This is a genomic window from Micromonospora sp. WMMD998 (assembly GCF_029581235.1).
Lineage (GTDB): Bacteria > Actinomycetota > Actinomycetes > Mycobacteriales > Micromonosporaceae > Micromonospora.
This window is the reverse complement of record NZ_CP120740.1, coordinates 3,892,246-3,908,407: the sequence shown is the minus strand read 5'-3', so window position 1 is coordinate 3,908,407 and position 16,162 is coordinate 3,892,246. Positions and strand designations below refer to the sequence as shown.

Here is a 16,162-nt window from a genome sequence, read left to right as displayed (position 1 = left end):
TGCGGTGATCGGGGTGTGGGGGCCGGGCGCGCCGGCCCCCACGCCGGTCGATTCAGCTCTCGGCGGCCAGCAACTGGTTGACCTTGTCCTCGGCGGTCTTGAGCAGCGCGTCGACGTTCGCGTTCGGGTTCGTCAGCACCCCGGACATCGCGCCGTCGAGCACCGCGTAGATGGCCTGGGCGTTGCGCGGCTCACCCTTGATCGGCACCGGGTTGGCCTCGAAGGCCGCGAAGTTGGTGGTGTCGACGTTGGCGTTGGCCTTGCGCAGGTCGAGTTCCTGCTTCTGGGCGTCGCTCCCGTTGGTGAACAGCAGTGGCTGGGGCAGACCCACCGGGTAGTTCTGCGGCTTGGCCCGCGCGTAGTCGAACTGGCCCTTGCCCGGGGTGAGCTTCTGGTAGGCGATCCACTTCAGACCGGCCTTGACCTGCTCCGGGCTCAGGCCCTTCTTGAAGAAGTAGCCCTCGCCGCCGCCGAGCGTCGCCTTCGCCGGCCCGTCCTGGCCGGGCAGCGGGCCCATCGCCCAGTCCTGGTACTTGCCCTGGAACTGGCTGACGATCGCCTGGGTGGCGTCCGGCGCGCCGATGAACATGCCGACCTTGCCCGCGCCGGCGTTCGTGAGCAGGTCACCCCACTGGAGCAGTTGCCGGCTGCCCATGCTGTTGTCGCCGTACCGCATGTCCTTGAGGTTCTGCAGGACCTGCTTGCCGGCGGCGTTGTTGAAGTCGGCCTTCTTGCCGTCCGCGGTGAGCACCTGGCCGCCCTGCGAGTAGAGCAGCGAGGTGAAGTGCCAGCCGCCGGTGTTGCCGGCGCTGTACTCGGAGTAGCCGGCGACGCCGCCGCCGAGCGCGGAGATCTTCTTGGCCGCGGCTCGCACCTCGGGCCACGTCTTCGGCGGGTTGTTCACGTCGAGCCCGGCGCGCTGGAACAGCGCCTTGTTGTAGATCAGGCCCATCGAGTAGTTCTTCACCGGTATGCCGTAGAGCTTGCCGGAGTCGGTGAAGACCTCCTTGAGCGCCGGGTCGACGCTGTCCCAGGTGGGGATCGTGTCCTTGGTGGCGTACTCGGTGATGTCCATGGCCTGGCCGGAGTCCAGCACCTGCTGGAGGTCGGTCATGTAGCCGTAGAACACGTCGGTGACGGTGCCGCCGGCGAGGCGGGCGGTGAAGTCCGGCGGGTTGTTGCACTGCTCCCCGACGCTGACGCTCTTCACCACGATTGTCGGGTTCTGCCGCTGGAACTCGGCGACGTCGTCGTTCCAGTTCTTGAGCAGCTCCTTCTGCGCGCCGACGGGCTGGCAGTCGACCGTGATGGTGACCTTGTCGCCGGCGTCGCCGGAGTCGTCGCTCTTCGTGGAGCAGGCCGCGAGGCTGAGCCCGAGGCCGGCCGCGAGCGCCGCCGCCGCGACCTTCCGGTACTGCGGTACGGACATGCTGTCCATCCCTTCGGGAACTGATGTATCGATGACTTCCACTGAGGTGCGGGACCGCTGTGAGTGGAGTCAATGTAGCGACGTCGACTCTTTACAGCAAGGTGTCGACCTGATGACGAAAGAACACGACTTTGCAACGGCTGATCACGACCATGGCATCAGGCGGCACACGAAACGGCCGCCGACCGCGGGTGCGGTCGACGGCCGTGCGGGTGTGGTGGTGCGGGCTACGCAGGAGCGGAACGGGATGCCGGGGCGGGGACGGGGTCAGGCGCGGGGGGCGGGGGCGGTGGAGCCGCGTACCACCAGCTCGGGCTCGAAGAGCAGCTCGTCGTGCAGCACGCCGGCCCCCTCGATCTGGGTGACCAGCAGGTCCACCGCGGCCTGGCCCATCGTCTCGATCGGCTGCCGCACCGTGGTCAGCGGCGGGTCGGTGCAGGTCATGAACGCCGAGTCGTCGAAGCCCACCACCGACACGTCGGCCGGCACCGCGCGCCCGAGCCGGCGTGCCGCCCGGATGCTGCCGAGCGCCAACACGTCGCTGGCGCAGACGATGCCGGTGACGCCGCGATCGATCAGCTTCGTCGCCGCGACCCGGGCCCCCTCCATGGAGAAGCTGGAACGCTCGACGTAGCTGCGATCCTCGCCCCACTCCGCGATGCGGACCATGGCGTCCAGCTTGCGCCGGGAGGGCACGTGGTCCTCCGGGCCGAGCACCATGCCGACCAGATCGTGCCCGAGCGACCGCAGATGCCCGTACGCCTGCTCCACCGCGACCGCGTCGTCGGTGGACACCCGGGGGAAGCTCAGGTCCTCGACGCCGGCGTTCACCAGCACCACGGGCAGGCCCCGGTCGATCAGGCGCCGGTAGTGCTCGTGCGAGGCGTCGGCGAGCGCGTACGAGCCACCGGCGAAGATGACGCCGCTGACCTGGTGGTCCAGCAGCATCTCCACGTAGCCGGACTCGGGCACGCCGCCGATGGTGCGGGCGCAGAGCGCGGGGGTGAAGCCCCGCTGGGCGAGGGAGCCGGTGACCACCTCGGCCAGCGCCGGGAAGATCGGGTTCTGCAACTCCGGCAGGACCAGGCCGACCAGCCGCGCGCGTTCTCCCCGCAGCTTGGTCGGGCGCTCGTAGCCGAGCACGTCGAGCGCGGTCAGCACGGCCGTCCTGGTCGCCTCGGACACGCCGCCCCGGCCGTTGAGCACCCGGCTCACGGTCGCCTCGCTGACGCCCGCCTTGCGAGCCACCTCCGTCAAGCGCTTCGTCACAACGTCAATCCTACGTCGGATTCTTGCAAGAAATGAACAGCGGGCCTGCCGTGTTTCGCCCCTGGCGTGGCGAAAGATCCGAGCATCTACATGCTTGAAATGCGACAGAAGTAAGGAATAACATGGCCGCCACCGTCCCTCCCCTGAGAAAGTGGGTGCTCCGATGCAGCGGAGCGTTCCCGGCCCGGCGGGCCGTCCGTCCGTCCCCAAGATTCTCGCCGCCGCGGCCACCGCGATCGCCCTGGTCGTACCGTCCGGGGCCGCAGGCGCGTCGCCCGCCCCGGGCGGCCCACCGACCGCGACGACCCGGGCCGCCCTCGACCCGGCGCTTGTCGCCGGGCGCGGCGCCACGGTCGACCATGTCGAACAGGAGGCCGAGCACGCCCGGACCACCGGCACCGTCATCGGCCCGGACCGGTCCGCGTACACGCTCGCCGGCGAGGCGTCCGGCCGCCGCGCCGTGCGCCTGCTCCCCGGCCAGTACGTCGAGTTCACGCTGCCCCGGGCCGCCAACGCGCTGACCGTGCGCTACAGCATCCCGGACGCGCCGGGTGGGGGTGGGATCACCGCGCCGCTGCGGGTCGCCGTCGGGCGGACGCCCGCGCGCACCATGACGCTCACCTCGCAGTACGCCTGGCTCTACAACCAGTACCCGTTCACCAACGACCCGGACGCCGACCTGCTGCACCCCGACTGGTGGATCACCGAGTGCGCCTGCGTGCCGGTGGCCACCACTCCCGCGCCGGTGATCAGCAAGCCGTTCCGGCCGCACCACTTCTACGACGAGCGGCGGCTGCTGCTCGGCCGTACCCACCGGGCCGGCGAGGTGGTCCGGCTGACCGCGCCCACCGGCACGGCCGCCGCCTGGACGGTGATCGACCTGCTCGACGCGCACCTGGTCGCCCCGCCCCGGGTGCTCCCCCGCGCGGTGAACGTGCTGGCCTTCGGCGCCGACCCGACCGGCCGGCGGGAGTCCGCCGCAGCGTTCGACCGCGCCGTCGCGTACGCCCGGCGGGTGGACCGACCGCTGTACCTGCCACCGGGGACCTACCAGGTCAACCGGCACATCGTGGTGGACGACGTGACCATCGCCGGCGCCGGCAGTTGGTACACGATCGTGAAAGGACGCGAGGTCGCCCTCGACCCGCCGGCGCCCGACGGCTCCCGGCACACGGGCGTCGGTTTCTACGGCCGCGACGCCGCCGACGGTGGCAGCCGGAACGTGCACCTCTCCGGCTTCGCGATCGAGGGCGACGTCCGTGAGCGGATCGACACCGACCAGGTCAACGGCGTGGGCGGAGCGCTCAACCACAGCACCGTCGACGGGCTCTACCTGCACCACACCAAGGTCGGCATGTGGTTCGACGGGCCGATGACCGGCCTGCGGGTCACGAACACCGTCATCGCCGACCAGATCGCCGACGGGGTCAACTTCCACACCGGCGTCACGCACTCGTCGGTCACCAACTCCGTGGTCCGCAACAGCGGCGACGACGCGCTGGCCATGTGGTCCGAGGGGACGGCGAACGCCGCGAACACGTTCGCGTACAACACCGTGCAGTCGCCGGTGCTGGCCAACGGCATCGCGCTCTACGGCGGCGCCGACCTGACCGTCGCACACAACCTCGTGGCCGATCCGGTACGCGAGGGCAGCGCCATCCATGTCGGCTCCCGCTTCGGCGCCGAGCCCTTCGCCGGCCGGATTCGGATCACCGGAAACACCACGGTACGAGCGGGCACCTACGACCTGAACTGGAACATCGGCCTGGGCGCGATCTGGTTCTACGCGCTGGACCGCAGCATCGCCGCCGACATCCGGGTCACCGGCGACGCCTATCTGGACAGCACCTACAACGCGATCATGCTGGTCAGCGACTGGCCGGTGAAGGACAGCGTGCGGATCGACAACGTGGCGTTCCGCGACATCCGGGTCGACGGCACGGGCACCTCGGTGGTGAGCGCCCGGACCGCCGGCGGGGCGAGCTTCGCCGACGTCGACGCCCGTCACGTGGGCGCGGTCGGGGTGAACAACTGCGGCTCGTTCCACTTCACGTCGGCCGGGTCGGAGTTCGCCCTGACCGACCTCGGTGGCAACGACGGCGGTTGGCTCGCACCGTGGCTGCTGCCGAACACCATCACCTGCGACGACCGTCCGCCGGTGGTGCCGCCGCCACCGCCCGCCGCCTGGTGACCGGCGGCGCGGCCGGCGCGTTCGACGTGCCGACCGGGCGCGTCGGCGTCCGGCCGCGCGCCGCCGTGCCGGCCGGACGCGCCGACGCCACCTCGGGCGAGGTGGCGTCGGGACGCGGGCAGGAGGGTTAAGAAGGGGCCCCGCCTATACCGCAGGCGTTAACAGGGGGCCCCTCCTTACCTCTCAGGCCTCGGTGAGCTGGCCGCGCAGCTTGGTCAGCGCGCGGGCGAGCAGTCGGGACACGTGCATCTGGGAGACACCGACGCGGGCGGCGATCTCGCTCTGGGTCAGGTTGCCGTAGAAGCGGAGCGTGAGGATCTTCTGCTCCCGCTCGTCGAGCGTGGCCAGCGCCGGGCCGAGCGAGGCGCGCAGTTCGGCCAGCTCGTACTCGTTGTCCTCGGTGCCGAGGGTGTCGCCCAGCTCGGTGGCGCTCTCGCCGTCACCGATCGGGGTCGACAGCGACACCGCGTTGTAGGCGCGGGCGCCCTCCAGGCCCTCCAGCACCTCTTCCTCGGTGACGTCGAGGTGCGCGGCGATGTCGGCGACGGTCGGCGCCCGGTTGAGCGTCTGGGTCAGCGAGCTGTTCGCCTCGGAGATGCGCAGGCGCAGCTCCTGGAGGCGACGCGGCACCCGGATGTTCCAGGTGCGGTCCCGGAAGTGCCGCTTGATCTCGCCGAGGATGGTGGGGATGGCGAAGCCGGCGAAGTCGACCCCGCGGGAGGCGTCGAACCGGTCCACCGCCTTGATCAGACCGAGCGCCGCCGTCTGCGCGAGGTCGCCGGCCGGCTCGCCGCGACCGCTGTAGCGGGCGGCCAGGTGGTTGGCCAGCGGCAGCCACGCCTCGATGACCTGGTTACGCAGGGCGGCCCGGCGCGGGTGACCCGCCGGCAGCTCGGCCAGCGCCGCGATGAGTTCGCTGGCGCGGCTCTCCTCACCGGTCTGCGGCGCGCGGTGCACCTCGGTGACGGACGGTGCCATGGTCATCGTGGTCATGCTGCCCTTCCTGTCTGAGAAGAACGGGTGGTCTCCCACACCGGTCGTGCCAGCCACACTAGACCAAAAGTCGCCGTCAAATCAACCGAACGGACGATGAATGTTTAACCTCATTTCGGACAGAACCTAGCGATGCAGGAGTGGACGGTAGTCGGCGGCGGTGAACGGCAGCGACGAGACGCTGCCGTCGGCGCGCGGCACCTCCAACGGCTGCCCGTCCCGGCGGAACGCGACGCTGTCCACGTCCGGTCGCTGGGTGAGGCTGCACACGATCTGCCCGAACGCGAGCACCTCGTCGTTGCGGCCGGTCTCCTCGCCGGCCTGGCGCACCTCGACCGTGGCGACGGTGCCGGTCAGGGTGGCCCCGGCGACCGCCACCGTGCCCGGCAACGCGGTGACCAGCCCGTCCCGGCGTTCCGCGGTGTTCGGTCCGGCCAGCAGGTGCTGAAGGTGGGCATCCACCCCCGGCAGGCCGTCCGCCCCGCGGTTGACCACCACCAGCCCGTCGTCACGCACGAAGCAGAACGGCTCGTCGGCCCGCCCGGCCGGGTCGGCGGTCGTGGTGCCCGACGGTGTCGGGAACCGGCCCGGCGGCTCCCGCACCAACCGGGGCTCGTCGTCGACCGGCACGCCGCAGCCGGCGAGCAGCACGACCGCGAGCACCGTCGGGACCACCCGCCGGCCGCGGGCGGTCCGCCCCGGACCCCGCCGCCAGCTCATCGGACCGCCCCCGGCAGCTCGACCCGGAACCGGGCGCCCCGGGCCGCCCGGTCGAGCACGGCGGCCGTCCCGCCGTGCGCCGCGGCGTGCTGGGCCACCAGCGCGAGCCCGAGGCCGGTGCCGTCGGTGCCGGCCCGGTCGTGGGCGGCACGGCCCCGGACGAACCGGTCGAAGATCGCCTCCCGGTCCGCCGGCGGCACGCCCGGCCCGTCGTCGTCGACCTCCAGCACGCCCACGCCGTCCTCCGCGACGAGGCGGACGGCGACCGGACCCCCGCCGTAGCGCTCGGCGTTCTCCAGCAGGTTCAGCAACACCTGCGCGAACCGGCGGCGGTCGACCCACCACTGGTCCGGGACGCCCTCGGCTACCGTGACCAGGCTCTCCGGCAGCGACCGCTCCCGGCAGGCGGCCCGCGCCAACTCGGCCACGTCGACGGTTTGCCGGTGCGCGGGCTGCTCGGTGCGGGCGAGTTGGATCAGGTCGTCGACCAGCCGCTGGAATCGAGCCACCTCGTCGGCGACCAGGCCGGCCGCGGTGGCGGTGCGCTCGTCCTGGTGCTCCTTGCGGCGGGTCAGCACGCTCGCCGCCGCGGCGAGGGTCTGGAGCGGTGAGCGCAGCTCGTGGCTCACGTCGGCGGCGAAGCGCCGGTCCCGGTCGATCCGCTGCACCAGCTTGTCGACCATCGCGTTGAACGAGGTGGACAGGCGGGTGAGGTCCGGGTCGGTGGTCGGGTCGAGCCGGGTGGCGAAGTCACCGGCCGCGATCCGCTCGGCGGCGTCGGCGACGGCGGTGAGCGGCCGGAGACTGTTGCGGGTGGCGTACCAGCCGAGGGCCGCGCCCGCTCCGGCGATCATGATGGCGACCGCGGTCAGCGCCAGCCCCACCACCTGGAACGTGTCCTCCACCTCGCGCAGCGAGGTCAGCTCGTAGTAGCCCAGCTCGCCCTGGAGCGGCACGCCGACAAGCAGCGTCGGCTGGCCGTCGAGGCGGATCCGCTGCACGGCGGGCCGCCCCTCGGCGACCACCCGTTGCAGCTCCACCGGCACCGAGCCGGCCCCCAGGTCGGCGGCGCGGGCGTACCAACCGGTGCGCAGGTGCAGCAGCGGACGACGGGCGCTGCCGGTGTCGAGCGAGCGCAGCACCGCCACCACGTCCGGGGTGCCGGTGTCCAGGCCGGAACGCACCACCGCCGCGTCGTAGTACGCCGCCCGGACCGCGGCACGCTCGCGCTCGTCGAGCAGCGAGCGCCGGGTCAGGTCGTACGAGAAGAGGGCCATCAGCGCGGCCAGCATCAGGGCGCCGACGGCGAACGCCGCGGTGACCCTGGCGCGCAGTCCGGGTCGGCTCATCGCTGCAGCTTGTAGCCGAGGCCCCGGAGCGTGACCAGGTGGCGGGGGTTGGCCGGATCCGGCTCGATCTTCTGCCGCAGTCGGCCGACGTGCACGTCCACCAGCCGCTCGTCACCGGTCTCGTAGCCCCAGACGCGGCTGAGCAACTGTTGGCGGGAGAGCACCCGGCCGGCATGCTCGGCCAGCTCGCAGAGCAGCCGGAACTCGGTCCGGGTCACCGGCACCGGCCGGCCGGAGCGGCGGACCTCGCCGGCCTCCGGGCTGATCTCCAGGTCGCCGAAGAACTGGGCCGGCGCCGGTCCGGCCACGGTCCGGGCCCGTCGGCGCAGGGCGCGCAGCCGGGCCGACAGTTCCTTGATCGCGACCGGCTTGATGACGTAGTCGTCGGCGCCGGCCTCCAGCGCGGCGACGATGTCGTGGGTGTCGTCGCGGGCGCTGATCACGACGACCGGGACGTCGTCGTCGCGGCGTAACCGGCGGATGCAGTCGAAGCCGTCGATTCCCGGCAGCATCAGGTCGACAAGCACGTAGTCGGCCGGGTGCTCGCGCTGCCGGCGTAACCCCTCCTCCGCGGTGGCCGCCCCGTCGGCGGCGTAGCCCTCCTCTTCGAGGGCGAGCTGCAGCGCGAGTCGGATGCGGTCGTCGTCCTCGATCACCAGTACGGCCGTCATATGGGCATCATGACCGGCCGGCCGCGGGTCGCCCAATCGCGTCGGCCGTTCACGACTTTTGTCACCGAACCGTCATCCAACCGTCCGGTGACCTCCAAGATCGCTGGCCAGAGTGGGAACGACACCGGAACTCCGTCACGGAAGCGACCCCGATGACCATCTCCCTGCCGTCCTCCTCGCCGGAGTCCGCGGTGCCGCACGTAAGGGTGGAGATCACCGACGAGCTGGACCTGGCCGGGCTCCCCGAGGTCGCACACGTGCTGGACCGGGTCCTCGCGCTGCAGCCCCGGGAGGTGACGATCGACCTCGCCCGGTGCCGCCACCTGGACGCCGCCGCCATCGCGCTGCTGCTCGACGTCCACCGCCGGCTGGCCCGCCGGGACGGAACCCTCATCCTCAGCAACCCGCATCCCCGGATCCGGCGCATCCTCGCCACCGGCGGGCTGGGCGCGGCCGTAACCGTCGTCGACACGCCCCGCCCGGCCGTACGCGGCCGGGCCCGGGTCGGGTCCACGCCACGCTGAGGAGGAGTGGTGACCACCAGCACGCTCGTCGGAGCACTCGTCGTCGGCCTCGTGGTCGGCGGCGTGGGCCGCCTCGCCGTCCCCGGCCGCAAGGCCGTCCCGGTCTGGTTGACCCTCGCGCTCGGCGTCGCCGCCGCGCTGCTCGGGGCAATCGTGACCGGGCTGGTCGACCGGCGCCCCAACGGCTCGATGCTGCTGCCGCTGCTGGTGCAGTCCGGCTTCGCCGCCGTGGCGGTCATCCTGGCGGTGCTGGCCGCCGTCCGGTCGACGGCGGACCGGCAGGCGCCCTCCGACCCGGGCACCCGGCGGAAGGAGGAGGTGTGACGGTCGTACCGGCGGAACACCTGATGATGTTGATCTGCGACGGCTGCGGCGACAGCGTCACCGGCGCGGGCACCACGCTGCCGGACGCCGAGGTGGTGTGGACGCTCGTCTTCGAACACGACTGGGTCGGCTCGCCGTTCGCCTCCGGCCCGCACCACTGCCCCCGGTGCAGCGCCCGCGCGGCCGTCGCCGACGACGGCCTGGGCGTCGAAGACCTGGAGCAGGTGGAGGAGCCGAGGGCCACCCCGGAGAGCGACTCCGCGGAGGAGGTACGCCGGGCGCTCGCCGACCGGATCGTCCGCGCCGACCGGGTGCACGTCGACCTCGCCGGGATCGAGGTGATCGACTCCGCCGGCCTCGGTCTGCTGGTGCGGGCACACCAGGACGCCCGGCGCGACGGCCGGCAGCTCTGCCTGGTGTCTCCGTCGCGGTTCGTGCTCACCGTGTTGCACACCATGCGGCTCGACGGCGTTTTCGCCGTGGTCGACGTTCCCGCCCCGACGTCGGGCGTCGCGCCCGGCCGCCGCGCATGACCGACGAAGAAGGAGCCCACCCCGCGATGATGCCCTGGCCGTACCCCGAGTTTCCGTTTCCCGACGACGGGCCGGAGCCCGACGGCGCGGACATGCGGCTCACCTCCCTGGTCGCCCAGCGGCTGAGCGCCGACTGGACCACCCGGCGGCAGCAGATCACCGTCACCGTGCAGAACCGGGTGGTCATCCTCGCCGGTCTGGTCGCGGATCCGGAGACCCGCCGGGTCGCCGCCGAGCTGGCCTGGGACGTGCCGGGGGTGTCCGACGTCTGCAACGCGCTTCGGCTCTACGGCGGGCGCCGCAGCCGGCGCTGATCCGCCGGGGTGCTGGTTGCACGTATCGGCATCCGCCTCTACCCTCGGCGTGGGAGCGCTCCCCAGGCCGCCACGTCGGGCTTTCCGGGCAGGTTCACGACGGGCACCGTCCGTTCACCACCCACCAGATGGGACCTTCCCGCATGTCCTCGATACCCCGGCCGTCCCGGCGGCACCTGCTCGTCGGCGCCGCCGTCGGCGCGCTCGCCCTCGCGGCCACGGCCGTCCTGCCGTCGACCAACGCGATGGCGGCGACCGGCTGCGCCGTCACCTACACCACCAACTCCTGGCCGGGTGGCTTCACCGCCAATGTGACGGTCAAGAACCTCGGCGACCCGGTGAGCGACTGGACGCTGGGCTTCACCTTCCCCGACGGTGGCCAACGGGTGGTGCAGGGCTGGTCGGCCACGTGGCAGCAGAGCGGCTCCGCGGTCACCGCGCGCAACGTGGACTACAACGGCTCACTCGGCACCGGCGCCAGCACCAGCATCGGCTTCAACGGCTCCTGGACCGGGTCGAACCCGAACCCGACCTCGTTCACGCTCAACGGCGCGGTCTGCACCGGCGGTGTCACCACACCGCCGACGAGCACGCCGCCCACCACCACTCCCCCGACGACCACGCCCCCGCCGCCGACCGGCACCACGCCGGTGGCGATCAACGGACAGTTGCGGGTCTGCGGGGTCAACCTCTGCAACCAGTACGGCCGGCCGATCCAACTGCGCGGGATGAGCACGCACGGGTTGCAGTGGTTCGCCAACTGCTACACCGACGCCTCGCTCACCGCGCTGGCCGACGACTGGCAGGCCGACCTGCTGCGCATCTCGATGTACGTGCAGGAGAAGGGCTACGAGACCAACCCGGCCGCCTTCACCAACCAGGTGAACACGCTCGTCGACAAGGCCGAGGCCCGGGGCATGTACGCCCTGATCGACTTCCACACGCTGACGCCCGGCGACCCGATGTACAACCTGGACCGGGCCAAGACGTTCTTCGCCAACGTGGCCGCGCGCAACGCCGCCAAGAAGAACGTGATCTACGAGATCACCAACGAGCCCAACGGGGTGAGCTGGTCGACCATCCGCAGCTACGCGGAGCAGGTCATCCCGGTGATCCGGGCCAACGACCCGGACGCCGTGGTCATCGTCGGCACCCGGGGCTGGTCCTCGCTGGGCGTGTCCGAGGGCGGCAACTCCGACGAGGTCGTCAACAACCCGGTGCGGGCCGAGAACATCATGTACACGTTCCACTTCTACGCCGCGTCGCACGGGGACAACTACCGCAACGAGGTGCAGCGCGCCGCGTCCCGGATCCCGCTGTTCGTCACCGAGTTCGGCACGGTGACCTACACCGGTGACGGCGCGGTCGACACGGGCAGCAGCAACGCCTGGCTCGACCTGCTCGACCGGTTGAAGATCAGCTACGCCAACTGGACGTTCTCGGACGCGGCCGAGGGCAGCGCGGCGCTGCGGCCGGGCACCTGCGCGGCCGGCAACTTCTCCGGCACGTCGATGCTGACCGAGTCCGGCGCGTACATGCGTAACCGGATCCGTACCCCGGACAGCTTCCCCACCTCCTGACCGGGCGGCCGGCGGCGGCCCTTCCCCCTCGGGTCGCCGCCGGCCCGCCCTCCACGAAGGCGGGGCCCCTTTTTAACAGACGTCTGTTAAAAAGGGGCCCCGCCTCACCTCTGTCAGGGGTAGCTGACCACGTTGACCGGCACCGTGTTCGTGCCCTGCGCGGTGGCGCCCGTGTCGTTGATGACGTGGGTGATCGACCCGTTGCCGCCGAGCGACACCGTGAGCAGGTCGTGGAACCGTACGCCGGCCCGGGTCGGCGCCTCGAAGCTGTGGTAGGCCGCGATGGTCGGATCGACGTTGAAGTAGCAGTAGCTGCCCATCCCCCAGCCCTCGAACGAGGTGACCGCGTCCGCGACCTTGAACGCCGCGTAGCCGACCCGGGAGCCGTTCATCCACGCCGCCGCGTTCGGCGGGTCGTACGGCAGCTCGTTCTGGAAGAAGATGGTCCGCCCGTTCTCGCCGTTCCAGATCACCTCGTGTTTCTGGTAGTGCTCGACGAACAGCCCGAGCGCGGTGACCCGGTCACCGTTGACGATCAGGCCGGTGTCGGCGGTGTTCACGGTCCAGCCGATGCCGGTGCCGTGGTCGCCCCGCCAGGCCCAGATGTGGTCGATCAGCGCGTCGTCCTGGTTGACCACCAGGCTGGTGGTCGCCTTCCCGGCGTGCGCGCCGCCGATGCGGAAGAAGACGTCCTGCACGGAGGTGGGGTTGGTGGCGTGACTCGCGGCCGAGCCGGCCGGGCCGACCTGCAACAGCACCGGCGAGTTGACCGCCCCGGCGTCGAACAGCAGCCCGGCGAGCCGGACCCCGTCGACGTCGGCGACCGTCATCGGGACCACGCCGTTCTGCGGGACGAGCGTCGGGTAGCCGACGCCGAGCACCACCGTGCCGGCCCGGTTGACCGCGATGGTCTGGTCGACGGCGTAGACGCCGGGGGTGAAGAGCAGGTTCAGTCCCTGGGCCAGCGCGCTGTTGATGGTGGCGGCCGAGTCGCCGGGCTTCGCCACGTAGAACTGGCTCAGCGGGATCGACGTGCCCGGGGTGGACCCGCCCAGCCAGGACGCCCCGCTGGCGTTGGTCCGGGTGGACGGGACGAACACCTGGTAGGCGCCGGCGCTGTCGAGATAGAGGTAGGGCACGTCGCGGCTGACCGGGGTCTGCGCGAGCGTCGTGTACGGCGGGTTCGGGAAGCTGGTGGCGGGCGCGCCCACCACCCCGGAGTTGGTGACGTTCCAGACCGCGTTGAGGTAGCCGCCCACGTTGCTGTCCCGGGTGTACCACTGCTGCTGCGAGTACGGCTGGACCACGCCCGTCACCCGACTGTCCGCGATGTAGCCGCCGCTGGCCCAGCCGTAGCCGTTGGGGGCCAGGTTGAGGTCGCCCTGGATGTCCATCCGGCGGAACGGGGCGGCCTGCGAGACCGCCCAGCGGGTGAACCCGGCGGACGGGAAGACCTGCATGTTCGACGCCGAGCGCCAGAAGTTCTGGGTGGCGTTGCCGCTGAACCAGCCGGCGTCGACCGTGACGTCGCCGTGGATGCGTACGTCGCCGGGGTTCCGGCCGAGCCCCATGATCGAGGTGTAGAAGCCGATCTGCGCGTTGATGCCGGAGTAGTCGCCCGGCTTGAACATCAGCGCGTACCGCTGGGTGCCGAACTGGTTCGACTCCTGGGTGCGGAAGACGGCGTCGAGCTGGGTCTGGATGCTGGCGGCGGACATCGACGGATCGAACGTGATGACGTTGGGTCCGAGCGACCCGCCGCCGGGCACGGTGCCACCGCCTGTGGTGTTGACGGTGACCTCCCACAGTGAGTAGCCGTAGCCGGTGGCCCGCGCGGTGCCGTACACCCGCAGGTAGCGGCCGGAGCCGTTGACGGTGAGCGCGTCGGTCCCGCCGTCGCCGTTCGTCGTGCTGGACACGGTGGTCCAGGTGGTCCCGTCGGTCGAGGTCTGCACCTGGTACGCCCGCGCGTACGCGGCCTCCCAGCTCAGCACCACCCGGCAGATGGTCCGGACGCTGCCCAGGTCGACCCGGAGCCACTGCGGGTCGGCGGCGGCGCTGGCCCAGCGGGTGCCCGGGTCGCCGTCGACCGCCGCCGAGGCGGGGGTGCCGGCGTTCTCGGTCGACGAGGCGGTGGCCGGTCGCCCCCGGGCGGCGTTCGTCGTGGTGTCGCAGCCGCTACCGGTGCCGGTGCTGCCGTAGACCTGGAACTCCCAGAGCGAGTAGCCGTAGGCGGTGCCCCGTGCGGTGCCGTACACCCGCACGTAGCGGCCGGAGCCGCTGACGGTCAGGTCGTCGGTGCCCCCGTCGCCGTTCGTCGTGCTGAACACGGTGGTCCAGGTGGTCCCGTCGGTCGAGGTCTGCACCTGGTACGCCCGGGCGTAGGCGCCCTCCCAGGTCAGGCTGACCCGGGAGACGGTGGCGGTGGCGCCGAGGTCGACCTGGATCCACTGGGGGTCGGCGAAGGCGCTCGACCAGCGGGTGCCGGTGTTGCCGTCGGTGGCGTTGGACGCCGGGGTGCCGGCGTTCTCGGTCGAGGAGGCGGTGGTGGGGCGTCCTTGGGAAATCAGCGGGTCGGCGGCCCTGGCCGGGCCGGGGGGCGCGACGAGCGCCACGGTGGCGAGCAGGGCGGCCAGCGCGGCGAGCAGTCGCCGTGGGGACAACGACATCGGTACGGGTGACATGGGCATCTCCGGGACGGGTGGAGTGCGGGGCGGGGGAACGGGTCCGGACGGGCCGGCGTGCCGACCCGTGCGGTGGACCTTCCCCGGACGCAGTGGCGCGTGTCAATTCCCGAGCCCGCTTCGGAGGGCTTTTTTCGCGCCTTGTGAAAAGTCCGGAACAAAGCGTAAGCCGGGGCGCCCCACCGGGCGGCGGGGTCGGCGTCAGTCCGGCAGCACCGCCGCCGGTATCCGGCAGGGTGCCGCCTTCCCCAAGTCGTCGGAGGGGTGTGCCACGCTTGGCGGCGTGGCACACCGACCGCCGATCCTGCTGATCGACTCCCCCAGCCTCTACTTTCGCGCCTATTTCGGCATCCCCGAGTCGGCCGCGAGGACGGACGACGGCCAGCCGGTCAACGCCGTGCGTGGCTTCCTCGACATGCTCGCCCAACTGGTGCGCACCCGGCGGCCCGACCGGATGATCTGCGCGCTCGACCACGACTGGCGGCCGGCGTGGCGGGTGGAGCTGCTCCCCTCGTACAAGGCACACCGGGTGGCGCCGGAGGGCGGCGAGGTCGTGCCGGACACGTTGTCCCCGCAGGTGCCGATGATCCTGGAGGTCCTCGACGCGCTCGGCGTCCCGGCGATCGGCGCCACCGGCTACGAGGCCGACGACGTGCTCGGCACGCTCTCGGTGACCCAGCCCGGCCCGGTCGAGGTGGTCTCCGGCGACCGCGACCTGTTCCAACTCGTCGACGACGCCCACCCGACGCGGCTGCTCTACGTCGGCCGGGGCGTGGCCAAGCTGGACGACTGCGACGACGCCGCGGTCCGGGCCCGCTACGGCGTCCCCGCCGACCGCTACGCCGACTTCGCCGCGCTGCGCGGCGACCCGAGCGACGGCCTGCCCGGGGTGCCCGGGGTGGGCGAGAAGACGGCCGCCCGGCTGATCGACCGCTACGGCGGGCTCGACGGCATCCTCGCCGCGCTCGACGACCCCGCCTCCGGCTTCGCGCCCGGGCTGCGCGGCAAGCTCGACGGCGCCCGCGACTACCTGGCCGTGGCGCCCAAGGTGGTCCGGGTCGCCACCGACGTGCCGCTGCCCGAGTTGGACCCGGCACTGCCGACGTCCCCGGCGGATCCGGACCGGTTGCTCGATCTGGCGCAGCGCTGGAACCTGGCCGGCTCGTGCCGCCGCCTGGTCGACGCGCTCGCCGCCCCCCGCACCTGACGGGCGGCGTCGGGCCGTCCGTCGGACACCCGCTTCCGCCAGCCGCCGGCCGATGGGCACGCGCCGCGCCTCAATCTGACCACTCGCCACTCCCCATTCGCAGACCAGCACGGCCACCACGCCACCGCGCGCCACCACGGCCCGGCGCTCCTCCACGCCTCCAGCACGGCACGACACTCCCCCGCGCCACCACCCCGACCGGCACGGCACGGCGACCCGCCACACGGACATTCGTGCTCACCGGAAGCAAGGCAACGGCTGAGGTCCGAGTGGGCGGACTCGTCGCCGGCCACCGCGACGAGCGGATCGTCGACGCGCTGGTTCCGGCTTGCTGCGCCCTCACCTAGCTATACGCGCGCAGCCTGTCGATGATC

The 16,162-nt window shown here is 71.9% G+C and carries 15 protein-coding genes; 8 read left to right on the top strand and 7 right to left on the bottom strand.

Annotated features, from left to right (window positions below; genetic code table 11):
- Positions 1–52: 52 nt before the first annotated feature.
- On the bottom strand, positions 53–1,429 hold the full coding sequence (locus O7619_RS17820) for a sugar ABC transporter substrate-binding protein (protein ID WP_282282088.1): 1,377 nt from the start codon (positions 1,427–1,429) through the stop codon (positions 53–55).
- 267 nt (positions 1,430–1,696) lie between these two features.
- Positions 1,697–2,698 carry a LacI family DNA-binding transcriptional regulator gene (locus O7619_RS17815; protein ID WP_348774326.1) on the bottom strand — a complete coding sequence of 334 codons (1,002 nt, stop codon included), beginning with the start codon at positions 2,696–2,698 and terminating at the stop codon, positions 1,697–1,699.
- 163 nt (positions 2,699–2,861) lie between these two features.
- Here O7619_RS17815 and O7619_RS17810 point away from each other — a divergent pair, with 163 nt between their 5' ends.
- A complete protein-coding gene (locus O7619_RS17810) occupies positions 2,862–4,889 on the top strand; it encodes a glycosyl hydrolase family 28-related protein (RefSeq protein WP_282282086.1) in 2,028 nt (675 codons plus the stop codon).
- The gene (locus O7619_RS17805; RefSeq protein ID WP_282282085.1) at positions 4,886–5,020 is read left to right on the top strand and encodes a hypothetical protein; all 135 of its coding nucleotides are present in this window, start codon (positions 4,886–4,888) and stop codon (positions 5,018–5,020) included. Before O7619_RS17810 ends, O7619_RS17805 begins: the two co-directional genes overlap by 4 nt.
- A 52-nt stretch (positions 5,021–5,072) precedes the next feature.
- Here the strand turns inward: O7619_RS17805 and O7619_RS17800 are convergent, their stop codons facing one another.
- The 4 genes from O7619_RS17800 to O7619_RS17785 all read right to left on the bottom strand — a co-directional run bounded on the left by O7619_RS17800 (position 5,073) and on the right by O7619_RS17785 (position 8,622).
- A complete protein-coding gene (locus tag O7619_RS17800; RefSeq protein WP_282282084.1) occupies positions 5,073–5,882 on the bottom strand; it encodes a SigB/SigF/SigG family RNA polymerase sigma factor in 810 nt (269 codons plus the stop codon).
- A gap of 126 nt (positions 5,883–6,008) precedes the next feature.
- Positions 6,009–6,602, bottom strand: a complete 594-nt coding sequence (locus O7619_RS17795) for a GerMN domain-containing protein (protein ID WP_282282083.1) — start codon at positions 6,600–6,602, stop codon at positions 6,009–6,011.
- Entirely contained in the window at positions 6,599–7,951 is a 1,353-nt protein-coding gene (locus tag O7619_RS17790) for a HAMP domain-containing sensor histidine kinase (protein WP_282282082.1), read from the bottom strand. The genes O7619_RS17795 and O7619_RS17790 overlap by 4 nt, the downstream gene beginning before the upstream one ends.
- Positions 7,948–8,622, bottom strand: coding sequence for a response regulator transcription factor (locus O7619_RS17785; protein ID WP_282282081.1), 675 nt, complete (start codon positions 8,620–8,622; stop codon positions 7,948–7,950). The genes O7619_RS17790 and O7619_RS17785 overlap by 4 nt, the downstream gene beginning before the upstream one ends.
- A gap of 152 nt (positions 8,623–8,774) precedes the next feature.
- Here O7619_RS17785 and O7619_RS17780 point away from each other — a divergent pair, with 152 nt between their 5' ends.
- The 5 genes from O7619_RS17780 to O7619_RS17760 all read left to right on the top strand — a co-directional run bounded on the left by O7619_RS17780 (position 8,775) and on the right by O7619_RS17760 (position 11,897).
- Positions 8,775–9,146 carry an STAS domain-containing protein gene (locus O7619_RS17780; RefSeq protein WP_282282080.1) on the top strand — a complete coding sequence of 124 codons (372 nt, stop codon included), beginning with the start codon at positions 8,775–8,777 and terminating at the stop codon, positions 9,144–9,146.
- A 9-nt stretch (positions 9,147–9,155) separates the two neighbouring features.
- Positions 9,156–9,470: a hypothetical protein gene (locus O7619_RS17775; RefSeq protein WP_282282079.1), complete on the top strand. Its 315-nt coding sequence runs from the start codon at positions 9,156–9,158 to the stop codon at positions 9,468–9,470.
- A complete protein-coding gene (locus O7619_RS17770; RefSeq protein WP_282282078.1) occupies positions 9,467–10,003 on the top strand; it encodes an STAS domain-containing protein in 537 nt (178 codons plus the stop codon). Before O7619_RS17775 ends, O7619_RS17770 begins: the two co-directional genes overlap by 4 nt.
- Positions 10,004–10,032: 29 nt before the next feature.
- Positions 10,033–10,317, top strand: coding sequence for a BON domain-containing protein (locus O7619_RS17765; protein WP_282288861.1), 285 nt, complete (start codon positions 10,033–10,035; stop codon positions 10,315–10,317).
- Positions 10,318–10,460: 143 nt separating this feature from the next.
- Entirely contained in the window at positions 10,461–11,897 is a 1,437-nt protein-coding gene (locus O7619_RS17760; RefSeq protein WP_282282077.1) for a cellulase family glycosylhydrolase, read from the top strand.
- A gap of 113 nt (positions 11,898–12,010) precedes the next feature.
- Here O7619_RS17760 and O7619_RS17755 read toward each other — a convergent pair whose 3' ends face one another.
- Complete coding sequence (locus tag O7619_RS17755) at positions 12,011–14,581, bottom strand: discoidin domain-containing protein (protein WP_282282076.1); 2,571 nt, start codon at positions 14,579–14,581, stop codon at positions 12,011–12,013.
- A 283-nt stretch (positions 14,582–14,864) separates the two neighbouring features.
- Here O7619_RS17755 and O7619_RS17750 point away from each other — a divergent pair, with 283 nt between their 5' ends.
- Entirely contained in the window at positions 14,865–15,788 is a 924-nt protein-coding gene (locus O7619_RS17750; protein WP_282282075.1) for a 5'-3' exonuclease, read from the top strand.
- Positions 15,789–16,162: the final 374 nt, after the last annotated feature.